28 protein-coding genes are annotated in these 25,787 nt (G+C 56.0%); 7 read left to right on the top strand and 21 right to left on the bottom strand.

The window, feature by feature from the left end; all coding sequences use genetic code 11:
• Nucleotides 1–78: 78 nt before the first annotated feature.
• From yfcD to DSD31_RS07430, 4 genes are all read right to left on the bottom strand, one after another.
• A complete protein-coding gene (gene yfcD / locus DSD31_RS07445) occupies nt 79–630 on the bottom strand; it encodes an NUDIX hydrolase YfcD (protein WP_015583787.1) in 552 nt (183 codons plus the stop codon).
• A gap of 58 nt (nt 631–688) precedes the next feature.
• Complete coding sequence (yfcE, locus tag DSD31_RS07440; RefSeq protein ID WP_015583786.1) at nt 689–1,240, bottom strand: phosphodiesterase; 552 nt, start codon at nt 1,238–1,240, stop codon at nt 689–691.
• A gap of 56 nt (nt 1,241–1,296) precedes the next feature.
• Nucleotides 1,297–1,941 (bottom strand): glutathione transferase, encoded by a 645-nt coding sequence (gene yfcF, locus DSD31_RS07435; RefSeq protein ID WP_015583785.1) that lies wholly within the window; start codon nt 1,939–1,941, stop codon nt 1,297–1,299.
• A 96-nt stretch (nt 1,942–2,037) separates the two neighbouring features.
• Complete coding sequence (locus DSD31_RS07430) at nt 2,038–3,456, bottom strand: aldehyde dehydrogenase family protein (protein ID WP_048756690.1); 1,419 nt, start codon at nt 3,454–3,456, stop codon at nt 2,038–2,040.
• 103 nt (nt 3,457–3,559) lie between these two features.
• Between DSD31_RS07430 and DSD31_RS07425 the strand changes: the two genes are divergently transcribed.
• The 6 genes from DSD31_RS07425 to DSD31_RS07395 all read left to right on the top strand — a co-directional run bounded on the left by DSD31_RS07425 (nt 3,560) and on the right by DSD31_RS07395 (nt 8,113).
• Nucleotides 3,560–4,474, top strand: coding sequence for a LysR family transcriptional regulator (locus tag DSD31_RS07425; protein WP_015583783.1), 915 nt, complete (start codon nt 3,560–3,562; stop codon nt 4,472–4,474).
• A 71-nt stretch (nt 4,475–4,545) separates the two neighbouring features.
• Entirely contained in the window at nt 4,546–5,175 is a 630-nt protein-coding gene (gene yfcG / locus DSD31_RS07420; RefSeq protein ID WP_015583782.1) for a GSH-dependent disulfide bond oxidoreductase, read from the top strand.
• Between the two features lie 66 nt (nt 5,176–5,241).
• The gene (gene folX / locus DSD31_RS07415; protein WP_015583781.1) at nt 5,242–5,604 is read left to right on the top strand and encodes a dihydroneopterin triphosphate 2'-epimerase; all 363 of its coding nucleotides are present in this window, start codon (nt 5,242–5,244) and stop codon (nt 5,602–5,604) included.
• An 18-nt stretch (nt 5,605–5,622) separates the two neighbouring features.
• Nucleotides 5,623–6,516, top strand: a complete 894-nt coding sequence (locus DSD31_RS07410) for a TIGR01777 family oxidoreductase (RefSeq protein ID WP_015583780.1) — start codon at nt 5,623–5,625, stop codon at nt 6,514–6,516.
• Nucleotides 6,517–6,981: 465 nt separating this feature from the next.
• The gene (locus DSD31_RS07400) at nt 6,982–7,548 is read left to right on the top strand and encodes a DNA-binding protein (protein WP_113991383.1); all 567 of its coding nucleotides are present in this window, start codon (nt 6,982–6,984) and stop codon (nt 7,546–7,548) included.
• Nucleotides 7,549–7,615: 67 nt separating this feature from the next.
• Complete coding sequence (locus DSD31_RS07395) at nt 7,616–8,113, top strand: GNAT family N-acetyltransferase (RefSeq protein WP_032718027.1); 498 nt, start codon at nt 7,616–7,618, stop codon at nt 8,111–8,113.
• A gap of 40 nt (nt 8,114–8,153) precedes the next feature.
• Here DSD31_RS07395 and hisP read toward each other — a convergent pair whose 3' ends face one another.
• The 15 genes from hisP to pdxB form a co-directional block, all read right to left on the bottom strand.
• On the bottom strand, nt 8,154–8,927 hold the full coding sequence (gene hisP / locus DSD31_RS07390) for a histidine ABC transporter ATP-binding protein HisP (RefSeq protein ID WP_015583777.1): 774 nt from the start codon (nt 8,925–8,927) through the stop codon (nt 8,154–8,156).
• 7 nt (nt 8,928–8,934) lie between these two features.
• A complete protein-coding gene (gene hisM / locus DSD31_RS07385) occupies nt 8,935–9,651 on the bottom strand; it encodes a histidine ABC transporter permease HisM (protein WP_004865184.1) in 717 nt (238 codons plus the stop codon).
• Entirely contained in the window at nt 9,648–10,334 is a 687-nt protein-coding gene (locus DSD31_RS07380; RefSeq protein ID WP_015583776.1) for a histidine ABC transporter permease HisQ, read from the bottom strand. Before DSD31_RS07380 ends, hisM begins: the two co-directional genes overlap by 4 nt.
• Before the next feature lie 66 nt (nt 10,335–10,400).
• Nucleotides 10,401–11,183: a histidine ABC transporter substrate-binding protein HisJ gene (gene hisJ, locus DSD31_RS07375; RefSeq protein ID WP_015583775.1), complete on the bottom strand. Its 783-nt coding sequence runs from the start codon at nt 11,181–11,183 to the stop codon at nt 10,401–10,403.
• A 267-nt stretch (nt 11,184–11,450) separates the two neighbouring features.
• On the bottom strand, nt 11,451–12,233 hold the full coding sequence (gene argT, locus DSD31_RS07370) for a lysine/arginine/ornithine ABC transporter substrate-binding protein ArgT (protein WP_004865192.1): 783 nt from the start codon (nt 12,231–12,233) through the stop codon (nt 11,451–11,453).
• Nucleotides 12,234–12,506: 273 nt separating this feature from the next.
• The gene (locus DSD31_RS07360; protein WP_015583774.1) at nt 12,507–13,091 is read right to left on the bottom strand and encodes a UbiX family flavin prenyltransferase; all 585 of its coding nucleotides are present in this window, start codon (nt 13,089–13,091) and stop codon (nt 12,507–12,509) included.
• Nucleotides 13,092–13,225: 134 nt separating this feature from the next.
• Nucleotides 13,226–14,743 (bottom strand): amidophosphoribosyltransferase, encoded by a 1,518-nt coding sequence (gene purF / locus DSD31_RS07355; RefSeq protein ID WP_015583773.1) that lies wholly within the window; start codon nt 14,741–14,743, stop codon nt 13,226–13,228.
• 33 nt (nt 14,744–14,776) lie between these two features.
• Nucleotides 14,777–15,265, bottom strand: coding sequence for a colicin V production protein (gene cvpA, locus DSD31_RS07350; protein WP_004865201.1), 489 nt, complete (start codon nt 15,263–15,265; stop codon nt 14,777–14,779).
• Between the two features lie 198 nt (nt 15,266–15,463).
• Complete coding sequence (gene dedD / locus DSD31_RS07345; RefSeq protein ID WP_015583772.1) at nt 15,464–16,168, bottom strand: cell division protein DedD; 705 nt, start codon at nt 16,166–16,168, stop codon at nt 15,464–15,466.
• Nucleotides 16,158–17,426 (bottom strand): bifunctional tetrahydrofolate synthase/dihydrofolate synthase, encoded by a 1,269-nt coding sequence (folC, locus tag DSD31_RS07340; protein WP_113990926.1) that lies wholly within the window; start codon nt 17,424–17,426, stop codon nt 16,158–16,160. The genes dedD and folC overlap by 11 nt, the downstream gene beginning before the upstream one ends.
• A gap of 189 nt (nt 17,427–17,615) precedes the next feature.
• A complete protein-coding gene (accD, locus tag DSD31_RS07335) occupies nt 17,616–18,530 on the bottom strand; it encodes an acetyl-CoA carboxylase, carboxyltransferase subunit beta (protein WP_015583770.1) in 915 nt (304 codons plus the stop codon).
• 200 nt (nt 18,531–18,730) lie between these two features.
• Nucleotides 18,731–19,390, bottom strand: a complete 660-nt coding sequence (locus DSD31_RS07330) for a DedA family protein (protein WP_015583769.1) — start codon at nt 19,388–19,390, stop codon at nt 18,731–18,733.
• Between the two features lie 149 nt (nt 19,391–19,539).
• Entirely contained in the window at nt 19,540–20,352 is an 813-nt protein-coding gene (truA, locus tag DSD31_RS07325) for a tRNA pseudouridine(38-40) synthase TruA (RefSeq protein WP_015583768.1), read from the bottom strand.
• Complete coding sequence (locus tag DSD31_RS07320; RefSeq protein WP_015583767.1) at nt 20,352–21,365, bottom strand: aspartate-semialdehyde dehydrogenase; 1,014 nt, start codon at nt 21,363–21,365, stop codon at nt 20,352–20,354. Before DSD31_RS07320 ends, truA begins: the two co-directional genes overlap by 1 nt.
• Before the next feature lie 62 nt (nt 21,366–21,427).
• A complete protein-coding gene (pdxB, locus tag DSD31_RS07315) occupies nt 21,428–22,564 on the bottom strand; it encodes a 4-phosphoerythronate dehydrogenase PdxB (RefSeq protein ID WP_048023246.1) in 1,137 nt (378 codons plus the stop codon).
• 108 nt (nt 22,565–22,672) lie between these two features.
• On the opposite strand from pdxB, the gene flk reads away from it, so the two are divergent.
• Nucleotides 22,673–23,647 (top strand): flagella biosynthesis regulator Flk, encoded by a 975-nt coding sequence (gene flk, locus DSD31_RS07310; RefSeq protein WP_044023501.1) that lies wholly within the window; start codon nt 22,673–22,675, stop codon nt 23,645–23,647.
• Nucleotides 23,648–23,742: 95 nt separating this feature from the next.
• On the opposite strand, the gene DSD31_RS07305 is transcribed toward flk, so the two are convergent.
• Nucleotides 23,743–25,416, bottom strand: coding sequence for a carbohydrate porin (locus DSD31_RS07305; RefSeq protein ID WP_113990925.1), 1,674 nt, complete (start codon nt 25,414–25,416; stop codon nt 23,743–23,745).
• Between the two features lie 59 nt (nt 25,417–25,475).
• Nucleotides 25,476–25,787 carry a PTS lactose/cellobiose transporter subunit IIA gene (locus DSD31_RS07300; RefSeq protein WP_004865228.1) on the bottom strand — a complete coding sequence of 104 codons (312 nt, stop codon included), beginning with the start codon at nt 25,785–25,787 and terminating at the stop codon, nt 25,476–25,478.

Genomic DNA, 25,787 nt, shown 5'->3' with positions numbered 1-25,787 from the left:
TGGCTGCCTTTTCTTTTGCTCGACTTCCGTGCCGAATCGACATCTGAGCGGTGACGACTTCCCGATGCCTGGCAAAAGCTACTCTTTACCCTCATCGTCAGAGTCCGCGTAGTCATTCCCGGCATTGCGCGTCATCCACAGCGCCAGCGCTTTTAATGAATCCGGGGTGAATTCATCGCAGCGAGCGGTAATCTCTTCCGGCGTCAGCCAGCACACTTCGCTCACCTCCTCTTCCTGCAAGGCAAAGGGGCCGTGCGACACACAGCTAAACAGGCTTCCCCAGACGCGACAATGCTTATCTTCGTAATAGAACTGGCCATGATCGGCGAACGGCACGCCGGCAATCCCCAGCTCTTCTTCCGCTTCCCGGCGAGCCGAATCCAGCAGCTGCTCATCGGCCTGCACCACGCCGCCGGCGGTAGCATCCAGCATGCCCGGCTGGAAATCTTTGGTCTCGGTACGACGTTGCACCAGGATTTTGCCCATCCCATCATGAACAACAATATAGGTTGCCCGATGACGCAGGCACTGCGCGCGCATTTGCTCGCGGCTGGACTGCGCTATCACCTCATTGTTTTCATTAACAATGTCTACCCATTCTGTGCTTGCCAAATCGTTCTGTTCCGCCATCAGGAAACCTTACTTTTGAAAGCGCTCTCGCGGCGCGTCTTTACGGTTGGGGGGTAAATTACGGGTTAATTGCAACCTCTGCAATAACCTGATGATCATCAAGTGCTAAAACCTGTAGTCGGTCCCCTTCCAGGAGGCCGTAGCTGGCGGAAAATCCCCCTTTGGGAATGCTGACCGAGCCGGGATTGAAGAGAAAAATATCGCCGCGCTTCTCGGCTACCGGAATATGAGTATGACCATAAACCAGGACATCGCCAGCGGCGAGAGGAGGCATTTTTTCGGGGCTGTACAGATGCCCGTGGGTCAGAAACAGGCGGGTGCGTTCGCTCAGCACCTGCTGCCAGGGCGCAGTGATGGGGAAGTCCAGCAGCATCTGATCGACTTCGCTGTCGCAGTTACCGCGAACGGCGATCACCCGTTGCGCGACGCCGTTGAGCTTCACAGCAACGTCCGCCGGCGCATAGCCTTCGGGTAACGCATTCCGCGGCCCATGGTTCAGTACATCGCCAAGAATAATCAGCCACTGCGCCCCACTTTGCGCGAACCGTTCCAGAACGCGTTCAGTAGCGGGCAGGGAACCATGAATATCCGATGCAAACATCAGCTTCATTTCTTCCGTCTCCACGCATTTCGATGCGCCTATGATAGCGGAACCGCTGCCTCGAATCAGCCCGCGCGTTTAGCTGACAGTGCGACAAAACGCTGAACCGACGCCCGCTGCCACTGGAATGTCGCATAGTCCGCCAGCGGCTCCGGGACCGCATCACCGTTAAGCACCAGCCGGTTGATCATCAGGGCAAGATCGGTATCGGCAATCGACCACTCCCCGAACAGATTATTGCCGCCGTGGGCCAGCAGTTCAGACGCGGTTTCGAATAATTTGTCCGCGCTTTTACGGCCCGCGGCGCTAAGCTCCGGTTTCTTTTGCCCCGCGAATACCACGTCGGTAGATCGCTCCTCGCGAATGGGCATCAGATCGCTGCGCAGCCAGGCTTGTACCTGCCGCGCCCGGGCCCGCTTTTGCAGATCGTGGGGATAGAGCCGCTCCCACTCCGGCGGTGCGAAACGTTCATCCAGATACTCGCTAATCGCGGACGATTCGCTAAGCGCGAACTCCTCCACTTCTAACAACGGCACGCGGCGGGTCACGGTATAACCTTTCCAGCCAGGCTGCTGGTTTTCGCCGCTATCGAGATCGATGGTTTTGAGAGCAAATGGCAGGCTTTTTTCCTGCAGGGCAACGTAGACGGACATCACGTACGGCGAGAAAAAACGCGAATCGGACCACAGGGTAATGACGGGCTGGCTCATGGCATCCTCAATAAATTATGGGGCGATAAGTCAACATATCCTGTCTTTTAAGGGATGTCACTTACCGCACCATGAGGATTTTGCATCCCCTGACGGCTAGCCGATGATCATCGTTTTCGGCTCCAGATAAGCCTGCATTCCCCATTTGCCCATTTCACGTCCCAGCCCGGATTGCTTGAAGCCACCGAACGGCGCCTGCGGTTCATGTTCAAGGGTATTGACCAGCACGCGCCCGGACTCTATCGCCAGCGCAACCTCCTGACCACGCTGCCGATCGCCGCTTAATACCAGGGCGCTCAGGCCATAGGTCGTATCGTTGGCTATCGCGATGGCTTGCGCCTGATCCTGATAGGGAATCAGTACCAGCACCGGGCCAAAGATCTCTTCTCGCGCAATGCGCATCTGGTTGTGGACATCGCTGAATACGGTCGGTTTCACGCACCAGCCTTTTTCCATTCCCTGCGGTCGCCCTTCACCGCCGATAAGCAATCTTGCCCCCTCCTGCTGCCCCAGGCGAATATAATCCTGCACCCGTTGCCACTGTTTCCGGCTGACCATCGGGCCAATTGTCGTCTGCGCGTCGCGCGGATCGCCGGAGATATAGTCCGCCATCGCCTGCACAATAGCCTGTTCAAACTCCGCCAGACGCCCGGCGGGCACCAGAATTCGCGTCCCGGCGATGCAGGCCTGCCCGCTATTCATAAATCCGGCCGCCAGCGCCAGCGAAACCGCCTGCTGCATATCGGCATCATCCAGAATGAGGGTCGGTGATTTACCGCCAAGTTCCAGCGTGACGCGTTTCAAGGTTTGCGCACCGCTGGCGATAATATGTTTCCCTACGGCGGTAGAACCGGTGAAAGAAATTTTAGCAATATCGGGATGATGGTTAATAATATCCCCCACCACTTCGCCCCGTCCGGTCACGATGTTAACGACTCCGGCGGGGATCTGCGCCGCGTGCAGCGCTTCGGTGACGATCTGCGTCTGCCAGGCGCTCATCTCGCTGGGTTTAATCACCGTCGTACAGCCTGCCGCCATCGCCGTCGCCAGCTTGCTACAGATAAAACCAGCATCGCTGTTCCACGGCGTAATCAACCCCGCCACGCCGACCGGCGTCATCACAACCTGCGCACGCCCCGCCGGTTCAACAAATTCGAAGCTCGCCAGCGTCTCCATCGCCTGTTTAATGGTTTGCGCCGGCCATGCCGCCATCCATTGCGAGCGCGAAGCCGGGGCGCCATATTCGGTCACAATCGCCTCACGTAAATCCGCCTCTCTCGCCCGGACGGCCTGGTACATCCGCTCAAGGACATCCAGACGCTGCTGTTTCGTCGTCCGTGACCAGCAAGGAAACGCTGCTTTTGCTGCGGCAATCGCGCGCCGGGCATCCTCTTCATCCGCCAGCCGTGCCTGGCCAATCACCTCTTCCGTCGCCGGGTTGAACAGCGCAAAGGTTTCGCTGCCGTGCGGGGTGACAAATTCACCGTTGATATAAATTTTATCGATGTGCAGCATATTCGTCTTCCTCATTGATTTGATGAAGGGAAGTATAGAGTCGACGTATTGCCCCGATAAGAGGGTATAATCAACACAGCCTGTCACGAAAATCGGGATAATTATGCACCGTAGCGGTCTGACTGAACTGGAAGTCCTCCTTGCCGTAGCCCACCGCCAGAGCTTCCGAGCGGCCGCCCGGGAGCTGGGCATGTCGGCCACCGCCATCAGCAACGCCGTCGCCGGACTGGAGGCGCGGCTCAACGTACGTCTGTTTAACCGTACCACCCGCAGCGTTGCGCTGACGGAGGCCGGGCGACGCTACGTCGAGCGCGTGGCGCCTGCGCTGGCAGAAATTCAGCGCGCATCGGAAGAGATTGCCACTCAACCGGAAATGCCGACCGGTACACTGCGCATCAATGCGCCACGCGAGAGCGTTGCCCTGCTGTTCGGGCTGTTCGATGCCTTCCTCAAGCGCTACCCGGACATGCGTCTCGACATCACCACCGAGTCCCGGCTGGTCGATATTGTCGCCGAGGGTTACGACGCCGGCATCCGCCTGGCAGAGTCGCTGCCGCAGGATATGATTGCCGTTACGCTGACGCCCGATGTGCGGATGCGTATCGTCGGTACGGCGGAATATTTTGCCCGCTGCGGCATTCCGCACAGCCCGGAAGATCTGCTGCATCATCAGAGCATCGGGATGCGTATGTCGCACGGCGGTCTCTATCACTGGGAGCTGGAGCGCCAGCAACAAAAGCTGACGGTTAACGTCCCGCCGCGTATTACCCTCAGTGAAATGGGCGCCATCCACCGTGCGGTACTTGCCGGCCTCGGCCTGGCCTTTATCTCGGACTGGTTTATCAAAGAAGATCTGGCCTGCGGCAGGCTCGTCAGCGTGATGGATGAGTGGTGTCCGTCGTTTGCCGGCCTACGCCTCTATTATCCCGGCCGCCGCCACGTTCCGCCCGGGCTGAAGGCTTTTATCAGCCTGGTGCACGAGTTACGCGACCGTCCCGATCCTGCCGGCAAAATTTAGCGCCCCTCCTCCCGGATAGCGGCAGGTCGCCTATACTCGAACACGTGCGACCTACGACGGCGGGAGTCACCATGATCGACCTTTACTACGCACCCACCCCTAACGGCCAGAAAATCATTCTCTTTCTCGAAGAGGCGCAGCTGGCCTATCGCCTGATTCGGGTCGATATCAATAAAGGGGAACAGTTTCGCCCGCAGTTTCTCGCTCTCTCGCCGAATAATAAAATTCCCGCTATCGTCGACCACCTCCCCGTCGACGGCGGAGCGCCGCTCGGCCTGTTTGAGTCAGGTGAAATCCTGCTCTATCTGGCGGAAAAATCAGGAAAACTGCTTAGCGGTGAGCTGCGCGAGCGCCATACCACGCTACAGTGGCTGTTCTGGCAGGTCAGCGGATTAGGCCCTATGCTGGGGCAGAATCACCATTTCAATCACAGCGCGCCGCAGGCGGTGCCCTATGCCATCGAGCGTTATCAGGTCGAGACCCAGCGGTTGTACAACGTACTGAACCGTCGTCTGGAGGTCAGCCCATGGCTCGGCGGCGAACATTACAGTATTGCCGATATTGCCTGCTGGCCGTGGATTCGCGCCCACCCTCGCCAGCGTATTGATCTCGCGCATTTTCCGGCGATTCATAACTGGTTTGAACGCATTCGTCAGCGTCCGGCCACCGGGCAGGCGCTGATAAAAATACAACACCAATAACCCCCCTGCTCGCATGGCTTGCTTTCATGTATGATTGCGGAAATGACAACACGGAGGAAGCCTGCAATGTCTCAGCCAGACGCCATTATTCGTATAAAGAACCTACGCTTACGTACTTTTATCGGAATCAAAGAAGAAGAAATCGCTAACCGCCAGGATGTGGTGGTTAATGTTGCGATTCACTACCCGGCGGAGCGGTCACGCAACAGTGAAGATATCAACGATGCGCTGAATTACCGCACGATTACCAAACGTATCATCAGCCATATTGAGAATAACCGCTTCTCGCTGCTGGAAAAATTAACTCAGGATGTGCTCGATATCGCATGCGAACATCACTGGGTCACTTATGCTGAAGTTGAGATCGATAAACTTTATGCACTGCGCTACGCCGACTCCGTCTCAATGACCATGAGCTGGCGGCGCTAAGCTTCTTAGGGAGGCGCTATGAGGATTCTGCTTACTGGCGGTACCGGCCTGATTGGCCGGCATCTGATCCCCCGGCTGCTGGAGCTTGGGCATCACGTAACGGTATCAACGCGCAGCCCGGAAAAAGCGCAAACCCGGCTGGATGCCCGCGTCACCTTGTGGCGCGGCTTCGAAGGCCATCATCACCTCAATGAGATTGATGCCGTCATCAATCTGGCAGGCGAACCTATCGCCGACAAACGCTGGACGGCGGAGCAAAAGCAGCGTCTGTGTCACAGCCGCTGGGATATCACTCAAAAGCTGGTGAATCTGTTCAACGCCAGCGATACGCCACCCGCCGTGCTGATCAGCGGCTCTGCCGTAGGCTTTTACGGCGATCTCGGGGAAGTTGTGGTGACCGAAGATGAGCCGCCGCACAATGAATTTACCCACAAACTCTGCGCCCGCTGGGAGCAGCTGGCCTGCGAGGCGCAAAGCGATCGCACCCGCGTCTGCCTGCTGCGCACCGGCGCGGTGCTGGCGCCGACGGGCGGGATCCTGGCCAAACTGATGCCGCTCTTCAGGCTTGGACTCGGCGGCCCTATTGGTAACGGCAGGCAGTATCTGGCCTGGATTCATATCGATGATATGGTCAACGGCATTCTGTGGCTGCTGGATAACGATCTCAGCGGGCCTTTCAATATGGTTTCCCCTTATCCGGTCCGCAATGAACAGTTTGCCCATTCTCTCGGGCATGCGCTGAATCGTCCGGCAATTTTCCGCGTACCGGCAACGGCGATTCGCCTGCTGATGGGAGAGTCGTCGGTACTGGTGCTCGGCGGGCAGCGGGCGTTGCCCCGGCGCCTGGAGGATGCCGGTTTTGGCTTCCGCTGGTACGATCTGGAAGAAGCGCTGGCCGACATGCTGCGCTAGTTCATTTCGCTCAGGGAGATCGCATCGGTCTCCCTGGACGATTATCTTGTGGAACCCACCTCGCAGCGCGTAAAACGAGCCCGTTTAGCCCCGCCTTAATTGTGAATTCGCTTCCCTCTCACTCTGTCATAACCCCCGCTCTACAACTCAACACCCCCAACCGTTGACAATCGTCAACACCTCATTCAGGATGACCAGGACCCAGCGATGAAGGAACATCCGGATAAACATATCAGAGCAGCCATTGACTACGCGCTGGCGCAGGGCTGGATTTTTCTCCCTGGCGGCAAAAGCGCCCACTGTTTTGGCCGATTAATATGCGGTACGGCCCATCATCCGGAGCATATGATGAGCATCTGGAGTACACCTGCGGTACCCATTAACCACGCCCGGCAACTCATCAGAATGGTCGACCGCTGCCAGCCGCCTACAGCGAATAAAATTCACCACCAGAAGGATTTAGCCATGGCGCTGTATAATTTTACGCTCACCCTCTCCGGCGTCACTGTTCATACCGAGGGGCTTGAGGATGCGGTGCATACGGCAGGCTGCGCTGATGCGCTGGTCTGTTTTTACGGAACCGCGGTCTATCTGGAGTTCGCTCGCGAAAGCGACTCTCTCGAGCGGGCCATTCTGTCAGCCATTGCCGATATCGAATCCGCACCGGCTCTGAACGCGCGGGTCGAATCCGTCGATTCCGCGCTGGTAGGATTAAGCGATATTGCCGAACTCGCCGGCCTGACGCGACAGGCCATTGCCCTGCTGAAAGATGGCGCGAGAGGTTCGGGCCAGTTTCCGGGACCGGTACAGCGCGTTAAGGGCAATTCGCCGCTGTGGCGCTGGAAAACCGTCGTCAGATGGCTGGTTATGGAGGGACGTCTTGCCGAAGACTCACCGCTGGTCGCCCACGCGGCAGTACTGGATAACCTCAACCTGGCGTTACAATTGAGGGCTACGCCAGAGAGCAAAACCGTGCTGCGCTACCTTCGCGGGCTCGAAAATCAGCGCCAGGCTTCGCCGACGGTCGGTTAGACGCGTAAACATTCCGGCGCTTTATGGTGTTAAGGTGGCGGAGTCATTCACCTTTATGGACTGCTTTATGACAATACTCACTACCCCGCGCCTGCGCCTCTCGCCGTTTAGCTTATCCGACTGGCCTTTTTTCCTCCGTCTGCGTCGCGATCGTCAGGTCATGCGCTTTATGGGTGAAATGCTCGATGAACCCGCGCTGCGTACCCTGTTTGCCGCGCGCTGCGCGGATCCCGGCGTGTTTGTGCTGCGCGATAAAAAAGGTGTGGCCATCGGTGATATCGGCCTGCGCATCAGCAGTAAAAATCCGCATGAAGCCGATGTCGGATATGCCCTCATCCCGGAGGCGCAGGGTCAGGGATATGCCAGTGAAGCGCTGCGGGCGATATGTGATTACGGCTTTAGCCAGCTCGGCGTCAATGCCATCAACGCCTGGGTACTGGGTGACAATATCGGGTCGGCGCGTCTGCTGGAAAAACACGGTTTTGTGCGGATTCAGGTGCTGGAAAAAGCCTACCACCTGAACGGCGTCGATTACGATGACTGGGTATATCGGCTGGAGCGGTAATCTGCTCCCGGCGAGCGGTTTCGCCGGGAGACAGCAAGGCTTACTTCAAGGAGCCTTTCAGGAACTGCTGCAGGCGTGGGCTTTTCGGATTGCCGAACAGCTCATCCGGATGGCCTTCTTCTTCAATCTTGCCCTGATGCAGGAAAATGACGTGCGAAGAGACATGGCGCGCAAAGCCCATTTCATGGGTCACTACCACCATGGTTTTGCCCTCTTCCGCCAGCTTCTGCATGATACGCAGCACTTCCCCGACCAGTTCAGGATCAAGCGCGGAAGTCGGTTCGTCAAACAGCAGCACATCGGGCTCCATCGCCAGCGCACGCGCAATGGAGACGCGCTGCTGCTGACCGCCGGAGAGATGCACCGGGTATTTGATCTGCTGGCGCTCATCGATACCCACTTTCGCCAGATATTTCACCGCCCGCTCGCGCGCTTCCTGCTTGCTCAGCCCGAGAACCTGAATCGGCGCTTCCATGACGTTTTCCAGCACCGTCATATGGCTCCACAGATTGAAATGCTGGAACACCATCGTCAGGCGCGTACGCAGCAGACGCAGCTGGTTTTTATCCGCGACCTTCAGCTGGCCGTCTTTGTCGCGAACCAGACCAATATTCTGCCCGTTAACCACGATGGTGCCTTCGCTGGGCTTTTCCAGGAAGTTAATGCAGCGCAAAAAGGTACTTTTACCGGAACCCGATGAACCGATAATGCTGATAACGTCTCCGGCTTGCGCCCGTAACGAGACGCCTTTCAGCACCTCATGCTCGCCGTAACGTTTATGGAGATCGATAACATTTAATTTATTGTCGGACATGGCGGTCTCAATGCGTCGAAGAAGGTTTTATATGCTGCAACCAGCGCTTTTCCGCCTTGCGGAACAAGCTAATCAGCACATACGAAATAATTAAATAGAGCACCGCGGCAATCCCGAAGGCGGTGAACGGCTGATAGGTCGCCGAGTTAATATCCCTGGCGATTTTCAGCAGATCCGGCACGGTGGCAGTAAAAGCCAGCGCGGTGGAGTGCAGCATCAGAATCACTTCGTTGCTGTACGCTGGCAGCGCGATACGCAGCGCAGACGGCAAAATAATGCAGCGATACATTTTGACCGATGAGAAACCATAGGCCCGCGCCGCTTCAATTTCCCCGGGAGGGACGGAACGGATCGCCCCGGCAAAAATCTCCGTGGTATAGGCGCAGGTATTGAGCGTTAAGGCCAGCACCGTACAGTTGAGGCCGCTGCGGAAAAAGGCGTTCAGCAGCTCGGTGCCTTTGACGATTTCCAGCGTATACATCCCGGAGTAAAACACCAGCAGCTGTACGTACAGCGGCGTACCGCGGAACACATAGGTAAACAGCCAGATCGGAAACTGAATGTATTTATTGCTAGAGACACGACCGATAGCGAGAAATACTGCCAGTATGCCGCCCATCACCACCGAGGAGATCAGCAGCCACAGCGTGATAGCCACCCCGGTAAAGCGATAGCCGTCGGTCCACAGCAGCGATTTCCAGTACTCCTGAATAATCTCAATCACAGGTCAGCCCTCTTCACGCCCACGGAGTAACGGCGTTCAAGCAGCAGCAGTACACCATTGGAAACTGTGGTAAACACGAGATAAACCAGACCGCAGACGATCGCAAAGTAGAACGGCTGCCAGGTACTTTTCCCCGCCAGCTGGGTGGCTTTGACCACATCTTCCAGCCCCAGCAGAGAGACCAGCGCCGTTGCCTTGAGGATAACCTGCCAGTTGTTGCCAATTCCCGGTAACGCATAGCGCATCATTGCCGGAAAGAGGATCCGCCGGAAGGTCTGCCCGTTACTGAAGCCAAAGGCCGTCGCCGCTTCGATGTGTCCTTTCGGAACCGCCATGAAAGCGCCGCGGAAGGTTTCAGTAAAATAGGCACCGTAGATAAAGCCCAGCGTAATAATCCCCGCGACCATTGGGTCAATATCAAACTGTGATAGTCCCAGTGCGTCGGTGAGCGTATTCAGCGCAATCTGCAGACCGTAGAAAATCAGCAGCATCAGCACCAGATCGGGCACGCCACGAATTAGCGTGGTGTAGCCTTCAAATACCAGCGCCAGCGGTCGATTGCTCGATAGCTTAGCTCCGGCACCCGCCAGACCAATGAGGACCGCCAGCACAACCGAACTAAGAGCCAGCTCCAGTGTGACAAGAGCGCCCTGTAAAATAACCTGTGAAAACCCGTACAGCATGCTGTCTGCCCTGTCTGTCATCGACCATCACGCGCCAATATGCGCGCGATGGGGTACGTATGATGCTTAGTCACCGTACACGTTAAAATCGAAATATTTTTTTGCCAGCTTGTCGTAGGTGCCATCTTTGCGCATATCCGCGAAGGCCTTATTTAACGCCTCGCGCAGCTCGTTGTCCTCTTTACGCAGGCCCATGCCGGTACCGACGCCAAACAGTTTTTCATCCTTAATCGACGGACCGCCAAACTGGTAATCTTTACCAACAGGCTGTTTGAGGAAGCCTTCGCTCGCGGCGACTTCATCCTGGAACGCCGCGTCGATGCGCCCGGCGGTCAGGTCGGAATAGATATTGTCCTGGCCCTGATAAGAGACAATTTCAATCCCTTTCGGTGCCCAGTGCTCATTACCATAGGTCTCCTGGGTGGTCCCCTGAAGCACACCGATACGCTTGCCTTTCAGTTTCGCGAGATCCGGCGTGATATCACTGCCTTTTTTCACAACCAGACGGGAATCTGCAGCGTAAAGTTTGTCGGTGAAAGCAATTTCCTGCTGACGTTTTTCGGTAATGGACAACGAAGACATAATCGCATCGATTTTCTTCGCTTTTAAAGAGGGGATCAGCGCATCCAGCGGGTTTTCAACGAAGGTACATTGCGTATTGATACGCTTACACAGCTCTTTTGCCAAATCGATGTCAAAACCAATCAACTGACCCTGCGCATTTTTCGATTCGAACGGGGCATAAGTTGGATCGGTACCGATACGTAGTTTTTGCGGAATGGCTGCGAATACCGTGCTAACGCTGGAAAGGGCCAGCGCTAAAGAAAGAGACAACGCCAGTTTTTTCATAACTATCCTCAACAGACTGTCATTCTAACGAGTTTATTAGAAGTACTTACGGCAGTTATCGTGCCATTATTCGCCCCGGTAAGGCAAAGCATTCTGCGCCCGGAAGCCAATTATTTCGCACCATAAACGCTTAACTATGCATTAAGCGCCCGACAAAACCGCCTTTTATGCACCAAATCGGAACACCGCAGGCAAACTTGCACCAATTTAGTGCAATCGTGGACATGCGAAGTCCCTCAGGCCCGGTTTCCCGGGCCAGCGGCGTGCTTAGTCACCGTAGACGTTGAAGTTGAAGTATTTCTTCGCCATTTTGTCGTAGGTCCCGTCTTTACGCATTTCAGCCAACGCACTGTCGAAAGCGGCTTTCAGCTCGCCATCGGTTTTACGCAGGCCAATGCCGGTACCATCACCGAAGAATTTTTTATCTTTGACAGAGGGACCGGCAAAGGCGAAATCTTTACCGGCAGGTTGTTTGAGGAAGCCTTCGCTGGCGGCGACTTCATCCTGCAGCGCAGCGTCAAGACGGCCGGCAGCAAGGTCGGAGTAGATCAGATCCTGGTTCTGGTAGGCAACGACATCCACGCCCTGGCTACGCCAGCGTTCATTGCCGTACGCCTCCTGAGTTGAACCCTGCAGTACCCCGACGTGTTTGCCCTTCAGGGATTCCAGCGTCGGCTGGATTGATGAACCTTTTGGCGCAATCAGACGGGAGTCAGCGGCATACAGCTTGTCAGAGAAGGCAATCTCCTGCTGACGTTTTTCAGTAATCGACAAGGAAGAGATAATGGCGTCAATTTTCTTCGCCTTCAGCGAAGGAATCAATGAATCAAAGTCGCTCCCCACCCAGGTACATTTTACTTTGATACGCGAGCACAGCTCGTTGCCCAAATCGATATCAAAACCAACGAAATCCCCTTTCGCATCCTTCGAGGAGAAAGGCGCGTAGGTGGCATCGGTACCGATACGAATGCTTTGCGGAAGCGCGGCAAAAACGCTGGAAGCGCTGCTGATTCCCATGATTAAAGAGAGGGCCAGGATCGTCTTCTTCATACAATACCCTTAAGTGTCGTGATGTTGTTATATGGTGCGTTGCTTCGTTATGTGTAGCCGACTCATCCTGCAGGTTTTATGCCATCTTCTCAGTGCGTGCTGGAAACAGCGTTAAATTTGTTAATATAAAGTTGCAGGATTGTCTTAAGAGGGAAGATAACAGCATTGACGGACAAACCGCAGTGGCCGAACGCAAAAAAACAAATTAAATGTTGAGGATTTGATCGGGGCGACAAAATTGCACTGCGGAGGCGCAAAAGTTCACGGCACGCACTACTTTAGTGCGCCTGAAGGTCCCTGCCAACGGGTAAAAAGATCCTGAGGAAGGGTAATATCGAACTGATCGATAACCCGGTTGACCGTCTGGTTAATCACATCGTCGAGGGTTTGCGGGCGATGGTAGAAAGCCGGAACCGGCGGCATAATCACCGCGCCCATCTCTGCGGCCTGCACCAGCAGGCGCAGATGACCAAGATGGAACGGCGTTTCCCGCACGCACAGGACCAGCGGACGACGCTCTTTGAGGACCACGTCCGCCGCACGGGTCAGCAGACCATCGGTATAGCTGTGAACAATTCCGGAAAGCGTTTTCACCGAGCAAGGCAGTATCGCCATGCCGGCGGTCTTAAACGACCCCGACGAGATACTGGCGGCGATATCGCGCGCATCATGGACCACATCCGCCAGCGCCTGCACTTCCCGTAGAGAATAGTCGGTCTCCAGCGCCAGCGTCTGCCGCGCTGCCTGGCTCATGATCAGATGCGTTTCGACATCAGGCACATCGCGTAAAATCTGAAGCAGTCGCACACCGTAAATGGCGCCGCTGGCGCCGGAGATACCAATAATAAGTCGTTTCACGATGATTGCCTCTTCCACATAATGGGGCAGACTTTGCCGGATTATAGCACCGGACGCAAGCCTTACGGCCACGCGGCAAAAACACAAAAGCCCGCGGTCGGATGACGGCGGGCTTTTCACAACGCTCGGGTTAATTAGCCTTCGTTGTGCATCTCCAGGTTTTCCACTTCGTTCAGACGCTGCACCGCTTTCGCATCGTCATTACGTAAGGAGTCGAGATAATCGAGGTACTGCTGGTCCACATCCTTAGTGACGTACACGCCGTTAAATACCGAACATTCAAACTGCTGAATATCCGGATTTTCCACACGTACAGCCTCAATCAGATCGTTCAGATCCTGGAAGATAAGGCCATCCGCGCCAATGATCTGGCGGATTTCGTCCACTTCGCGACCGTGGGCAATAAGCTCGGTTGCCGTCGGCATATCAATGCCGTAAACGTTCGGGAAACGAATCTCTGGCGCTGCGGAAGCCAGATAGACCTTTTTCGCGCCGGCTTCGCGCGCCATCTCAATAATCTGTTCCGAGGTGGTCCCACGCACGATGGAGTCATCCACCAGCAGCACGTTTTTATCCCGGAACTCCGCGCGGTTGGCATTAAGCTTACGACGCACCGACTTCCGGCGCAGCTGCTGGCCCGGCATGATGAAGGTCCGGCCGACGTAACGGTTTTTCACGAAGCCCTGGCGATAAGGCTTATCGAGGATACGGGCAATTTCCAGCGCGATATCGCAGGAAGTTTCCGGAATCGGAATGACCACGTCAATGTCCAGATCTTCCCATTCACGAGCGATCTTCTCACCCAGTTTGGTGCCCATATTGACGCGCGCGCTGTAGACGGAAATCTTGTCGATAAACGAGTCCGGGCGAGCAAAATAGACGTACTCAAAGAGGCACGGGTTGCTGACCGGATTCTCCGCGCACTGACGGGTAAACAGCTGGCCCTTCTCGGTAATATAGACCGCTTCACCCGGCGCCACATCGCGCAGGAATTCGAAGCCCAGGGTATCCAGCGCCACGCTCTCGGAGGCCACCATATACTCGGTACGACCATCGCCAACATCACGTTTCCCCAACACCAGAGGGCGGATGCCGTTTGGATCGCGGAAGGCAACCATACCGTGACCAATGATCATCGCCACGCAGGCGTAGGCACCGCGGATTTGACGGTTCGTCGCAGCGATCGCGGCAAAAATGTTATCTGCTTCCAGAGGATAATGACGGAAGTTATCCAGCTCGCTGGCGAAGATGTTGAGCAGGATTTCAGAATCGGAAGTGGTGTTGATATGGCGGCGTTTTTCTTCAAACAGCTTCTTACGCAGCTCGTGCGCGTTGGTCAGATTGCCGTTATGCGCCAACGTAATACCATACGGTGAGTTGACGTAGAAAGGCTGCGCCTCGGAGGCACTTGAGCTGCCCGCCGTAGGATAGCGAACATGGCCAATCCCCATATTGCCCTGCATACGCTGCATGTGGCGAGCTTCAAAAACGTCGCTCACCAGTCCGTTCGCCTTACGCAAACGGAAACAGTTATTTGCATCAATAGTGATGATGCCTGCGGCATCCTGGCCACGATGCTGAAGCACCGTTAACGCGTCATAAATCGACTGGTTTACCGGCATAACACCGGCGATACCGACAATACCGCACATACGTCTTTTCCTCGTTCAGCCACATCCCAACGCTTATGCTTTGGGCAAGAAACTTGACGAGCTTTGCAGATAGTCAAAAAACCATCTGATAACGAAACTGAACTGCGGGATAAGCTCTGACTTTTGCCAGTCTTCGCTTTTCGCCATACCGGTAAAACTATCGAGAAAGAACAGAATCGCAGAGACAATCAGCACGCCACGCAGGGCGCCAAAACAGATCCCTAACACCCTGTCGGTACCCGACAGGCCCGTTTTCTCAACCAGTGCGCCAATCACATAGTTAACGATGGCGCCAACGATAAGCGTTGCGATAAACAGTATCGCGATAGCAATCCCATTGCGGACCATTTCGTCTTCAAAGCCCGTGAACCAGACAGCCAGGTAAGTGTAGTAATGACTGGCGACAAAGAAAGCACATCCCCAGGTTACCAGCGATAACGCTTCACGAACAAAGCCGCGGATCAGGCTTACCAGACAGGAAAAACCAATCACCGCTATAATGACGTAATCAATCCAGACCATAAACATCCCACGATTTACGCCCTGTCATCCGGTTCGGGGCGCATTCTAACAGAAAAAGAAAACGTTTGCGTAGGGATTTCCGTGCCCTACAGAAATAAAAATGGCGCTGAAAAAACATTCAACGCCATGCTGTCTTGCGCCTCCTGAAAGCACGTCAGACAGGAGCTTCGCCCCTCACCAGCGCGGCGAGGGACAAGATTAGTTGGGGCTATATCCCATGACCACACCGCTCAGGCCGGAGATCTGTTTCAGGTCGCCAAGCTGCCCTTTCAGTTTATCTTTTGAGGTATCGGGACCGACCAGAATACGGGTAATTTTACCTTGAACCGGCGTCGAAGGCGACGTGTAGACCTTAAACCCGGAGGAGCGCAGCTTACCGACGATTTCATTGACCTTATCCGCATTCTTCAACGCACCGAGCTGCACCACATAGGCTTTGCCGGTCGGAGCAGGTATCTCGGCCGGTTTCGCCGGCGGCGTCTGGGCAACGGTTTGTTGCTGCGGCTGCGGCTTCTCCACCGGCTTCGACGGCTGAGGCTGCGGTTTCGGTTGAGGCTGCGGTTTCGGTTGAGGCTGCGGCTTCGGTGCGACCACCGGCTCCTGCACATCATCGAAACTGTTGCTGTTAACCGGGATACGCGACGGATCCAATGACGGCGCCGCGGCGTCTCCCGCTCTGACCTCTTCCGCCGCCCCTTCCGGCGGTTGAGCCGGAAGAGCCTGAGTCGCCGCCGGCAGCATATCCGGCTCATCGCGATCGCCCGGTTTTGGCACCAGTGGAATTGCCGCGAACTCGTCCTGATAATGCTTTTTCTGACCATCAAGCAGCCCCGGGAGGATAATCACCCCCAGCGCGACCAGCACAATCGTCCCGACTAAACGGTTCTGAAACTTACTCGCCACCGATTCTCCCCGCCTCTATTTCTTCCATTACATGCGCCACCGTATGGAATGAACCACACACCAGCACCGTATCTTCCGGTCTGGCATCGGCCATCGCCGCATGCCAGGCCTGAGCCACGTTGGCGTAAGCTTTTCCTGCCTGCAAATGCTCCTGCAGCTGTTGCGCCGTTGCACCGCGCGGCCCTTCCAGAGGCGCACAGTACCAGCTATCCACTTCCGCCGTCAGGTTTGCCAGCGTGCCGGCAATATCCTTATCATGCAGCATACCAACAACCGCCAGCACGCGCCCCGTTTTCGACAGGCTTTTGAGACGTCCGGCGAGCCAGGCTGCCGCATGGGGGTTATGCGCCACATCGAGAATCACGCGCGGCGTTTCGCTGATTATCTGAAAACGCCCCGGCAGCATCGCCTGTTTAATACCGTCGCGAATTGCCCGATCGCTCACCTGGAGTCGGCTGGCTCGCAGCGCCGCCAGCGCCGTGGCGGCATTCGGCAGCGGAATCTGAGGCAACGGTAAATCCGCCAGTGTCCCCTCTCCGTCACTGAATGACCACGTCTGCTCGCCGGCGACATAGCGCCAGTCGACGTCGCGACGCAGAAGCGTTGCCCCTTTCCCGGCGGCCACCTCGGCGATGGTATGGGGCATCTCCGGTTCACCAACGACGGCCGGTTTGCCGGCACGGAAAATACCGGCCTTCTCACGGCCAATGCTTTCCCGATCCGGTCCCAGCCAGTCAGTATGATCCAGGGCGATGCTGGTTACCACCGCCACATCCGCATCGACGATGTTGGTGGCATCAAGACGCCCGCCGAGACCAACCTCAAGGATCACCACGTCGAGCTGCGCCTGCTTAAACAACCACAGGGCAGAGAGCGTGCCAAACTCGAAATAGCTCAGGGAAATCTCACCGCGCGCCGCTTCAATTTCAGCAAAAGAGGCGGTATGCGCCGCTTCCGGCAGCTCCGCGCCCTGTACGCGTACGCGCTCGGTATAGCGCACCAGATGCGGCGAACTGTAAACCCCAACCTTGTAGCCCGCCGCGATCAGCACAGACTCCAGCGTGCGGCAGGTGGTTCCTTTACCGTTGGTTCCCGCCACCGTGAAGACGAACGGCGCAGGCTTTAACACCGCCATCCGTTCGGCGACTTCGCTCACGCGGGTCAGCCCCAGATCGATGGTTTTACTGTGCAGATGTTCCAGATAGGAAAGCCACGTAGCCAGGGGCGACGTGGCCTGAGGAATAGGTTTTTTTTCCATGATGTCCGCGAGTGTTAACGGTAAATACGCTTCATCCTTCAAACTGCCTCTTGCCGGCAGCGCTCGTCACCCGCGCTGTCCATTGGACCGGGTCCTGACGGGGCTTTAGCCTTTCCGCCGCGCCGCAGTTTGAATGATGGCGCATAGAATTAAAAAAGGGCAGCGCCGTCAGGCCTGCCCTCCGAATTATCAGGCCTCTGGTTCCTGATCCGGTGCCGGTGGCACCACCTCACCTTCGTGAGAGACGTCCTGGCTGGGTGCCGGAAGATTCATCAGCTTCGCCAGAATGCTGGCCAGCTTCAGACGCATTTCCGGGCGACGAACGATCATATCGATCGCCCCTTTTTCAATCAGGAACTCACTGCGCTGGAAGCCCGGCGGCAGTTTCTCACGTACGGTCTGCTCGATAACGCGAGGCCCCGCAAAGCCGATCAGCGCTTTCGGTTCCGCGATATTGAGATCGCCCAGCATGGCGAAGCTCGCCGATACGCCGCCCATGGTCGGGTCGGTCAGTACGGAGATATACGGTAAACCGCGCTCCTGCATTTTCGCCAGCGCGGCTGAGGTTTTCGCCATCTGCATCAGCGACATCAGCGCTTCCTGCATACGCGCGCCGCCGGAAGCGGAGAAGCAAATCAGCGGGCAATTATCTTCCAGCGCCTGTTCTACCGCGCGCACGAAGCGAGCGCCAACCACCGAGCCCATCGAGCCGCCCATAAAGGAGAATTCGAATGCTGCTGCGACAACCGGCATCTCGTGCAGAGTGCCCTTCATGACCACCAGCGCATCTTTTTCACCGGTCTCTTTTTGAGCGGACGCCAGACGGTCTTTGTATTTTTTCGAATCGCGGAACTTCAGCACATCTTTCGGCTCGAGCTCGCTTCCCAGCTCCACCAGGGAACCTTCGTCCAACAGGCTATGCAGGCGATTACGCGCCGACATACGCATGTGGTGATCGCACTTAGGGCAAACCTCCAGGTTGCGCTCCAGCTCTGCGCGGTACAGAACCTGCCCGCAGCTGTCGCACTTAGTCCATACACCCTCAGGAATGCTTGCCTTGCGGGTGGGAGTGATATTGCTTTTAATTCGTTCAATCCAGCTCATTGATAACCTTTCTGCCTGAACCTGGTCGATGCCAGTTTTGTCGTAAGGGGCGCATAATGCCATTTTTGACCCTTACAGACCATGAATGTTGCACATTAAATCATAACATCCCGTAACATGGGATAAAAAAGTGGTCGTACCGCTCACACTTCCCTCTTCGGGCAGCAGGCTGCTGCCCGACGCAGATAAAAGCAGGAGGGTTATTTCGTCTGCTTCGCCGCCGCGCGCTTGTGGCGAATAATTTCAATGACCCCAGGCAGCACCGACAGAACAATAATGGCGACAATCAGCAGCTTCAGGTTTTCCTGAACGATCGGCAAATCGCCAAACAGGTAGCCTGCATAGGTAAACAGCAGAACCCACAGCAGCGCGCCAACCACGTTATACGCGGCAAAATGACGATAGGACATATGGCCCATTCCCGCCACAAACGGTGCGAAGGTTCTGACGATCGGCACAAAACGCGCAAGAATAATCGTTTTGCCGCCGTGACGCTCATAGAACGAATGGGTTTTGTCCAGGTAGCTACGTCGGAAAATCTTCGAATCAGGATTACTGAAGAGCTTTTCGCCAAACAGCCGTCCGATAGTGTAGTTCAGCGCATCGCCGACAATGGCCGCAATGACCATCAATGCCACCATCAGATGCACGTTCAGATCGTTCGTCGGCAGCGCCGACAGCGCGCCGGCCACGAACAGCAGCGAATCGCCGGGCAGGAATGGCGTCACCACCAGACCCGTTTCACAGAACAGAATCAAAAACAGAATGGCGTATACCCAGACGCCATAACTGGCAACCAGCTCAGCCAGATGAACATCAATATGCAGGATGAAATCAATTAAAAAACGAATCAGGTCCATATTGTATGAGTCCTTAATGACACGACACAAAATCGGCCAGGATGCCGTGCGACAACAAACCGCTCGTTTCCGGTCGTAGAAATAATTCCCCGACCGGAACGCTCAGATGCGGCCAACAAGCGGGCAGCCTGAAGGATAAAGCGTTAATGTTAGTCCGCCAGAAACAGCGGGCCCATCGGCATCACCGGCAGATCGTAGCGGGCCGGATAATCTACCGACACCAGATACAACCCTTCTGCTTTTGCCGTCGCGGCGGCCAGCTTCCTGTCTTTCGCCGCCAGAAGTTCTGCTATCCAGCTCTCTGGCTGGTTCCCGGCCCCTACTTCCATCAGGCTGCCGACAATGTTCCTTACCATATGATGTACAAAGGCATTTGCTTTGATATCCACCACCACATACGCGCCATACCGCGTGACGCTAATATGGTTAATATTTCGCCACGGCGTGCGCGACTGACACTGCACCGCGCGAAATGAGGTGAAATCATTTTCACCCAGCAAACACTGGGCGGCGCGCTGCATCCGCTCCGCATCCAGAGGCTGATGATAATGGGTGACGCCCTGGCTTAACACCGCCGGACGCAGACGGTGATTATAGATGACGTAACGGTAGCGACGCGCGGTGGCGCTGAAGCGGGCGTGAAAATCGTCCGGGACATGTTTCACCCAACGGACGGCGATATCGCCCGGCAAATTCGCATTGACCCCCAGCGTCCAGGCCGCGTCTTTGCGCAGCGCGTGGGTCTCAAAATGCACAACCTGGCCGGTGCCATGAACACCGGCGTCGGTGCGACCGGCGCAGAATACGTTAATCGGTTCATTTGCCACCTGCGAGAGCGCCTTTTCCAGCTTCTCCTGCACGCTGCGAACTTCGTTTTGCCGCTGCCAGCCGTAATATTTGCTGCCGTCGTACTCGATGCCCAGCGCGATTTTATAGACCGGCTGCTGCTCCATCTCAGACATCAGTACAAATACTCCTGCACCAGTTTCTCCGCGATTTTCACCGCCATCAGCGCGCCGCCGAAGCGGACGTTATCGGCAACGGACCAGAACTGAATCTGTTCCGGCATGCCGTAATCATTGCGTACACAGCCGACGGAGAGTTGCGCAGTACCTGAAGCATCGCCGACCTGAGTCGGGAATTCGCGCTCGGCGGAGAGCTCAATATCTTCGCCGCGAGTGAAGGCATCGCGAGCCTCTTCTGCCGCCAGCGGACGCATCGCTTCGAAGTTCACCATCTGCGCATGACCGTAGAACACCGGCGACTGCACGACGCTGGCTGAAACCATCAATCCTTCATCCTGGAGGATCTTACGAACTTCATCGACAATACGGCGCTCTTCGCGCACGCTACCTTCACGATCCGGCAGCAGCGGCAGCATGTTAAACGCCAGCTGACGGCCAAAGAAATCTTCATCATCGATTGGCATACCGTTGAGCAGCTTCGCGCTCTGCCCCGCCAGCGCATCAACGGCTTTTTTACCGTATGCGGAAGCGGAGATCAGGCTGGTCACGCTGATACGCGACAGGCCGCCTTCATCGATCAGCGGTTTCAGCGCCGTCAGCAGCTGGCTGGTCAGGCTGTTGGCGACGGCGATGACGTTGCGATTGCGATAATCGGCCAGCACAAACGGGTTCACTTCCGGCACAACCAGCGGTACGTCCGGCTCCAGCGCAAACAGACCGCTGAGATCGATAACCAGACAACCGGCATTGGTCGCCTCATCAACATAGGCCGCCGTCGCTTCAACGCCGGCGGCAAAAAAGGCCAGCTGTACCTGGGTCCAGTCAAATACGGCAGCATCCTGCACGATCACCGACTTACCGCTAAAACGCAGATGCTCTCCCGCGCTCTCATTGCGCGCCAGCGCATAGATATCACCCACCGGGAACTGACGTTCAGCAAGGGTGTCGAGCAGGGCTTCGCCGACGGCGCCCGTTGCGCCCAGTACGGCAATATTCCAGCCTTCAGACATGGTGGTTTACTCCAGAGAAAAGCGACCCTGCCGGAGTATCCAACAGGGTCATTAAGAAGACATTAACGAATGGGGTGATGTACGGCATTAAAACCGAGCTGACGCAGCAGCGTCGCCGCCTGCACATCGCTGCACTGCACGTACAGTGATGACCATTCGCGGCGTTCCTGATAATTTTTGCGCAGCTTGTCAAACTCACCCGGCACGCCGGCCACTTTTCGCAGCGGCGCATCATCGCGGCGCACATCATACACCAAATGCACCAATCGTTTCAGCGTTGGCTGATCGAGCGCGCCGTGCAGGGTAATGCGGCCAAACTCCGGGGCGGGCAGCAACGTGTCCAGCGCCACCTGTTGCGGATGGCCGATAAAGGCGCTGTAGGCTTCAAACACCTGCGTCGTCCCGCGCGCTTTGCCTTCGAGGGTGTAGCCCGCGATGTGCGCGGTGCCAATATCTACGCGATCCAGCAGCGCAAGGTTCAAATCCGGCTCAGGTTCCCAGACATCAAGCACGACGCTCAACGCCTGCCCGCTTTGTAGACAGGCCAGCAGCGCGCCGTTATCCACCACCGGTCCGCGGCAGGCATTGATCAGTACGCTTCCCGGTTTCAGACGGCGAATCAGCGCCTCATCCGCCAGATGCAGGGTTTTGTAACGACCTTCTTTATATAAAGGCGTGTGGAACGTCAGAACGTCCGCTTCCTCTACCAGCTCATCCAGGGTACGGAAGTCGCCTTCATCGCCCCGGTCGGCACGCGGCGGATCGCACAACAGCGTTTTGATCCCCAGCGCTTCCAGACGCTTTTGCAGGCGCCCACCGACGTTGCCAACGCCGACGATGCCGACGGTACGATCGGTCAGCGCGAAACCATCGCGCTCAGCCAGCATCAGCAGCGCCGAGAAAACATATTCTACGACCGCTATCGCATTGCAACCGGGCGCGGCAGAAAAGCCAATTCCGGCCTGCTGCAGCCACGTCTGATCGACATGATCGGTACCGGCTGTCGCGGTGCCCACGAATTTAATTGCCTTGCCGGCGAGCAGCGCTTCATTGACTTTCGTGACCGAGCGAACCATCAACGCATCGGCGCCGGTCAGCGCGTCGACGGGGACGGGACGGCCGGGGACCGCCTCGACTTCGCCCAGGCGACTAAAAAGCTCGCGGGCATAGGGCATATTTTCATCAACGAGGATTTTCACGGTTCAGTACCTGTCTGAGAACGAGAGTAAACCGGGGAAGTGTGCCATAATCTCGCCGCCAGGAACATCATCACCGGGCCTCTGTACAGCAATACGGAAAGGATTAATATGACACAACCCGTTTCAGGTATGTCCGATCGTCCCCCGGGAACCGGCGCTTCCGTCGCCGGAGAGCCCGCGCTAACCATGCAACAACGTACCGTTCTCGAGCGACTGATTACGCGCCTGGTCGCGTTAACTTCGCAGCAGAACGCGGAAGTGTGGGCGGGAATCAAGCACGATCTGGGGCTCAAAGGCGATGCGCCGCTGCTGGCGTGCCACTTTAGCGCTGCCGAAAACAACCTGAATCAACGCGTAACCGTGGCGCAGCAAAATCACCATCAGCGCCAGATTCTGGCGCAGTTGAGCGAGTTGCTGAGTCAGGGGAACAACCGTCAGGCAGTGAGCGATTATATTCGCCAGCATTATGGGCAAACGACGCTGCATGCGCTGACGCAGGAGCAGTTGCAAAATATGCTGCAGCTCCTGCAAAACGGCCAGCTGTCGATCCCTCAGCCGCAGCAGCGCCAGCCGACTCTGCGCCCGCTGTTGCCCGCGGAGCACAACACGCTTAATCAGCAGGTAAGCCGTCTTGCCGCCGCAACCGGCGAACCCGGGAAACTGATCTGGCAGTCAATGCTGGAGCTGTGCGGTGTAAAAACCGGTGAGCTGATTCCGGCAACCCACTTCACTCCCCTCTCCTACTGGCTACAGGCGCGACAGACGCTCAGCGCGCAGTCAGCCCCGACCCTGACCTCTCTGCAGGCGGCGCTGAAGCAGCCGCTGGAAGCGCAGGAGTGGCAAAAGATCGTCGATTTCGCCCAACACAACTGGCACGTCACGCCGCAAACGGCGTTGAGCGCAACGCAGATTCTGACGCTGCTGAATAAGGTCTTTGTGCTTCGTGTCGCCCGGGCGCAAGAAACGCTGGCCATTCCCGCGCTGCCGCCGGAACCCTCTTCGCTCGTCGGGCGGCTCAAAAAGCCGGGAGTGATTGTTCTGGTATTGATACTGCTTATCGCTCTGCTCTGGCTGGTGATGTAATTCCGCGTTGCTGACCGGCAGACAGGGTATCGGTGGCGGTTATCTTTATACTCAAACGCCCGCACGATACGGGCGTTGGTGTCTTGATGAGGCAATTACCACCACACCTCGGCCTGCACGCCCAGCATCAATTCATCTTTGCTGTCGTCGTTGAACCGGTACTGTGACAGGCCGTTATCCAGAATATTGATATAGGTCCCGTAGAAACGAATTTCCGGTCGCGAACCTAACAGACTCGGCCCGACTTTCAGCGCATGATAGAGCGTCGTTTTATACGCCGATTCTTTCAAATCCTTGCCTTGCTCCGTTTTGTTTTTCTGCGCAAACCAGCCTAACTCCACCCCGGTCTGATTCCAGGTATCCCAAATCCACGCCGGGCGAATCACCGCGCGGAAGCTGTCAAAATCGCTATGCGCGCCGCTTTCGTAACTGTAGATATCGTTCCCGTGCGACCAGACCAGCGCATTGGCCATAATCACGCGATCGGCCAGGTACATTTCGCCCTGTGAAATCAAACGTAAAGCGACGCCATTAGTATGATCGCCATAGTAGTAGCGCCCGTGAGCCATGGAGTTACTGGCGCCGGAGAAGTTCGAGAAACTGCTGGCATAAGAGTTATTCGCCACCTGGAGCGTAAATTCATTAAAGCCCTTACGCGCCAGCTCCTGACGGATGATCCCGGTGGCCATCCAGCTATCCTTGAGCGTAAAGTAGCTATTGTTCTCCTCGTTTTTCTCCTGTTCATCATTCTTGTTTGCAAAAGCATATTTGCCCATCAACGACAGCGAGCCGTTTTTCCACAGCGGAATGTTGCGATAGCGCAGATCCACCGAATTGGTGTTCATTTGTGTGGTCTGCGTGAAATCACGCGAATAAACATCCACATCATTGCGGCTGAGAGACGCGTCAAGCTGCCCGACGCCCAGCGCCCAGTTCTGGATCCCGATACCGGCTGCAACATCGGTGGTCAACGATTTCCAGTCAAGCATCTGGATTTCATACTCCGGCAGCTTGTGTTTACCTACCCAAAAATCAGCCTCCGGCGCAAACGGCAGGAATCCTTTGGTGGTGAGATAGATATCGCTGAACTGAAGAATGTTTTCGTTATTGGTGTCGCCAAACCAGGCATCGTTATACTGCTCACCAACATTACCATCGTAGGTCACGACGGCATTGGCGGTTTTCCCATCCTGGTTATAAACCCGCTGATTTAAGGTCAAATCAAACCAGCCGCTCATTTCATTACCAAAGCGGCCCAGCGAACCCGCCGCATAGGTCTGCGACGACCCGTGATTTGAGGTGCCCCAGCCGGAACGTAGATAACCCTGATAGCTGAAGCCAATATCCTCTTTGACGAATTTGCTGAGATCCTTCATGGTCACGCTCTCAACTTTCGCCTTCTTGCCGTCGGTATTAATGACCGCCACCTGCTGTGTCGCTTTGACTTCTGCCGGCGCCGCCCGTTGGCTGATTTCATTATTTTCATTGGCGATATTTTCTGCCACCGGAGAGGTCGCCGTCGGGTAACCCGCGGTGACATTTCTTTGTTCATTCTCTTTTATACTTTTTTGCAACACGGCCACTTTATCTTTATATGTCGATAATTGTGATTGCGTTTTTTGCAATTCTTTTTTATTGGCTGATAATTCTGATTCCAGCAATTCAAGACGTTGTTCAATCGTTAATTTCGCTGCTAAAACAGCGGGTGACGAAATAGCCAGAAGTACCGATAGAGACAATAAGCTAACCTTCAATTGACTTGAATACATAGAGTACCTTGCATATTTTTATAATACGCCTTCAGCCGGATGACTGAAGGCAGGGAAAGTCAGGCAGAGATTTCTTGTCGCAGCGCAATAATTTCTTTGGCTAAGTCCTGGCACAGCATCGCGGTCATTAAATGGTCCTGCGCGTGAACCAGAATGAGATTGACGGTCATTTTCCCGCAGCCTTCATCCAGACCAATCAGCGCCGTTTGTATCTTGTGCGCCTCCCGGCAGGCCATTTCTGAGCTGGCCATTAGCGTCTCAACGGTCTCCCATTCCCGGCGGCGCGAGGCGGCGATGGCTTCCATTGCATCCGAGCGGGCCTGTCCGGCATGGATAAGCAGTTCCATCACCGTGCTTTCATCAGCAAACAT

The organism is Klebsiella sp. X13, assembly GCF_003323835.1.
Taxonomy (GTDB): domain Bacteria; phylum Pseudomonadota; class Gammaproteobacteria; order Enterobacterales; family Enterobacteriaceae; genus Klebsiella; species Klebsiella ornithinolytica.
Note: the sequence above shows the minus strand (reverse complement) of the source record. Positions and strands in the feature narration are given on the sequence as shown.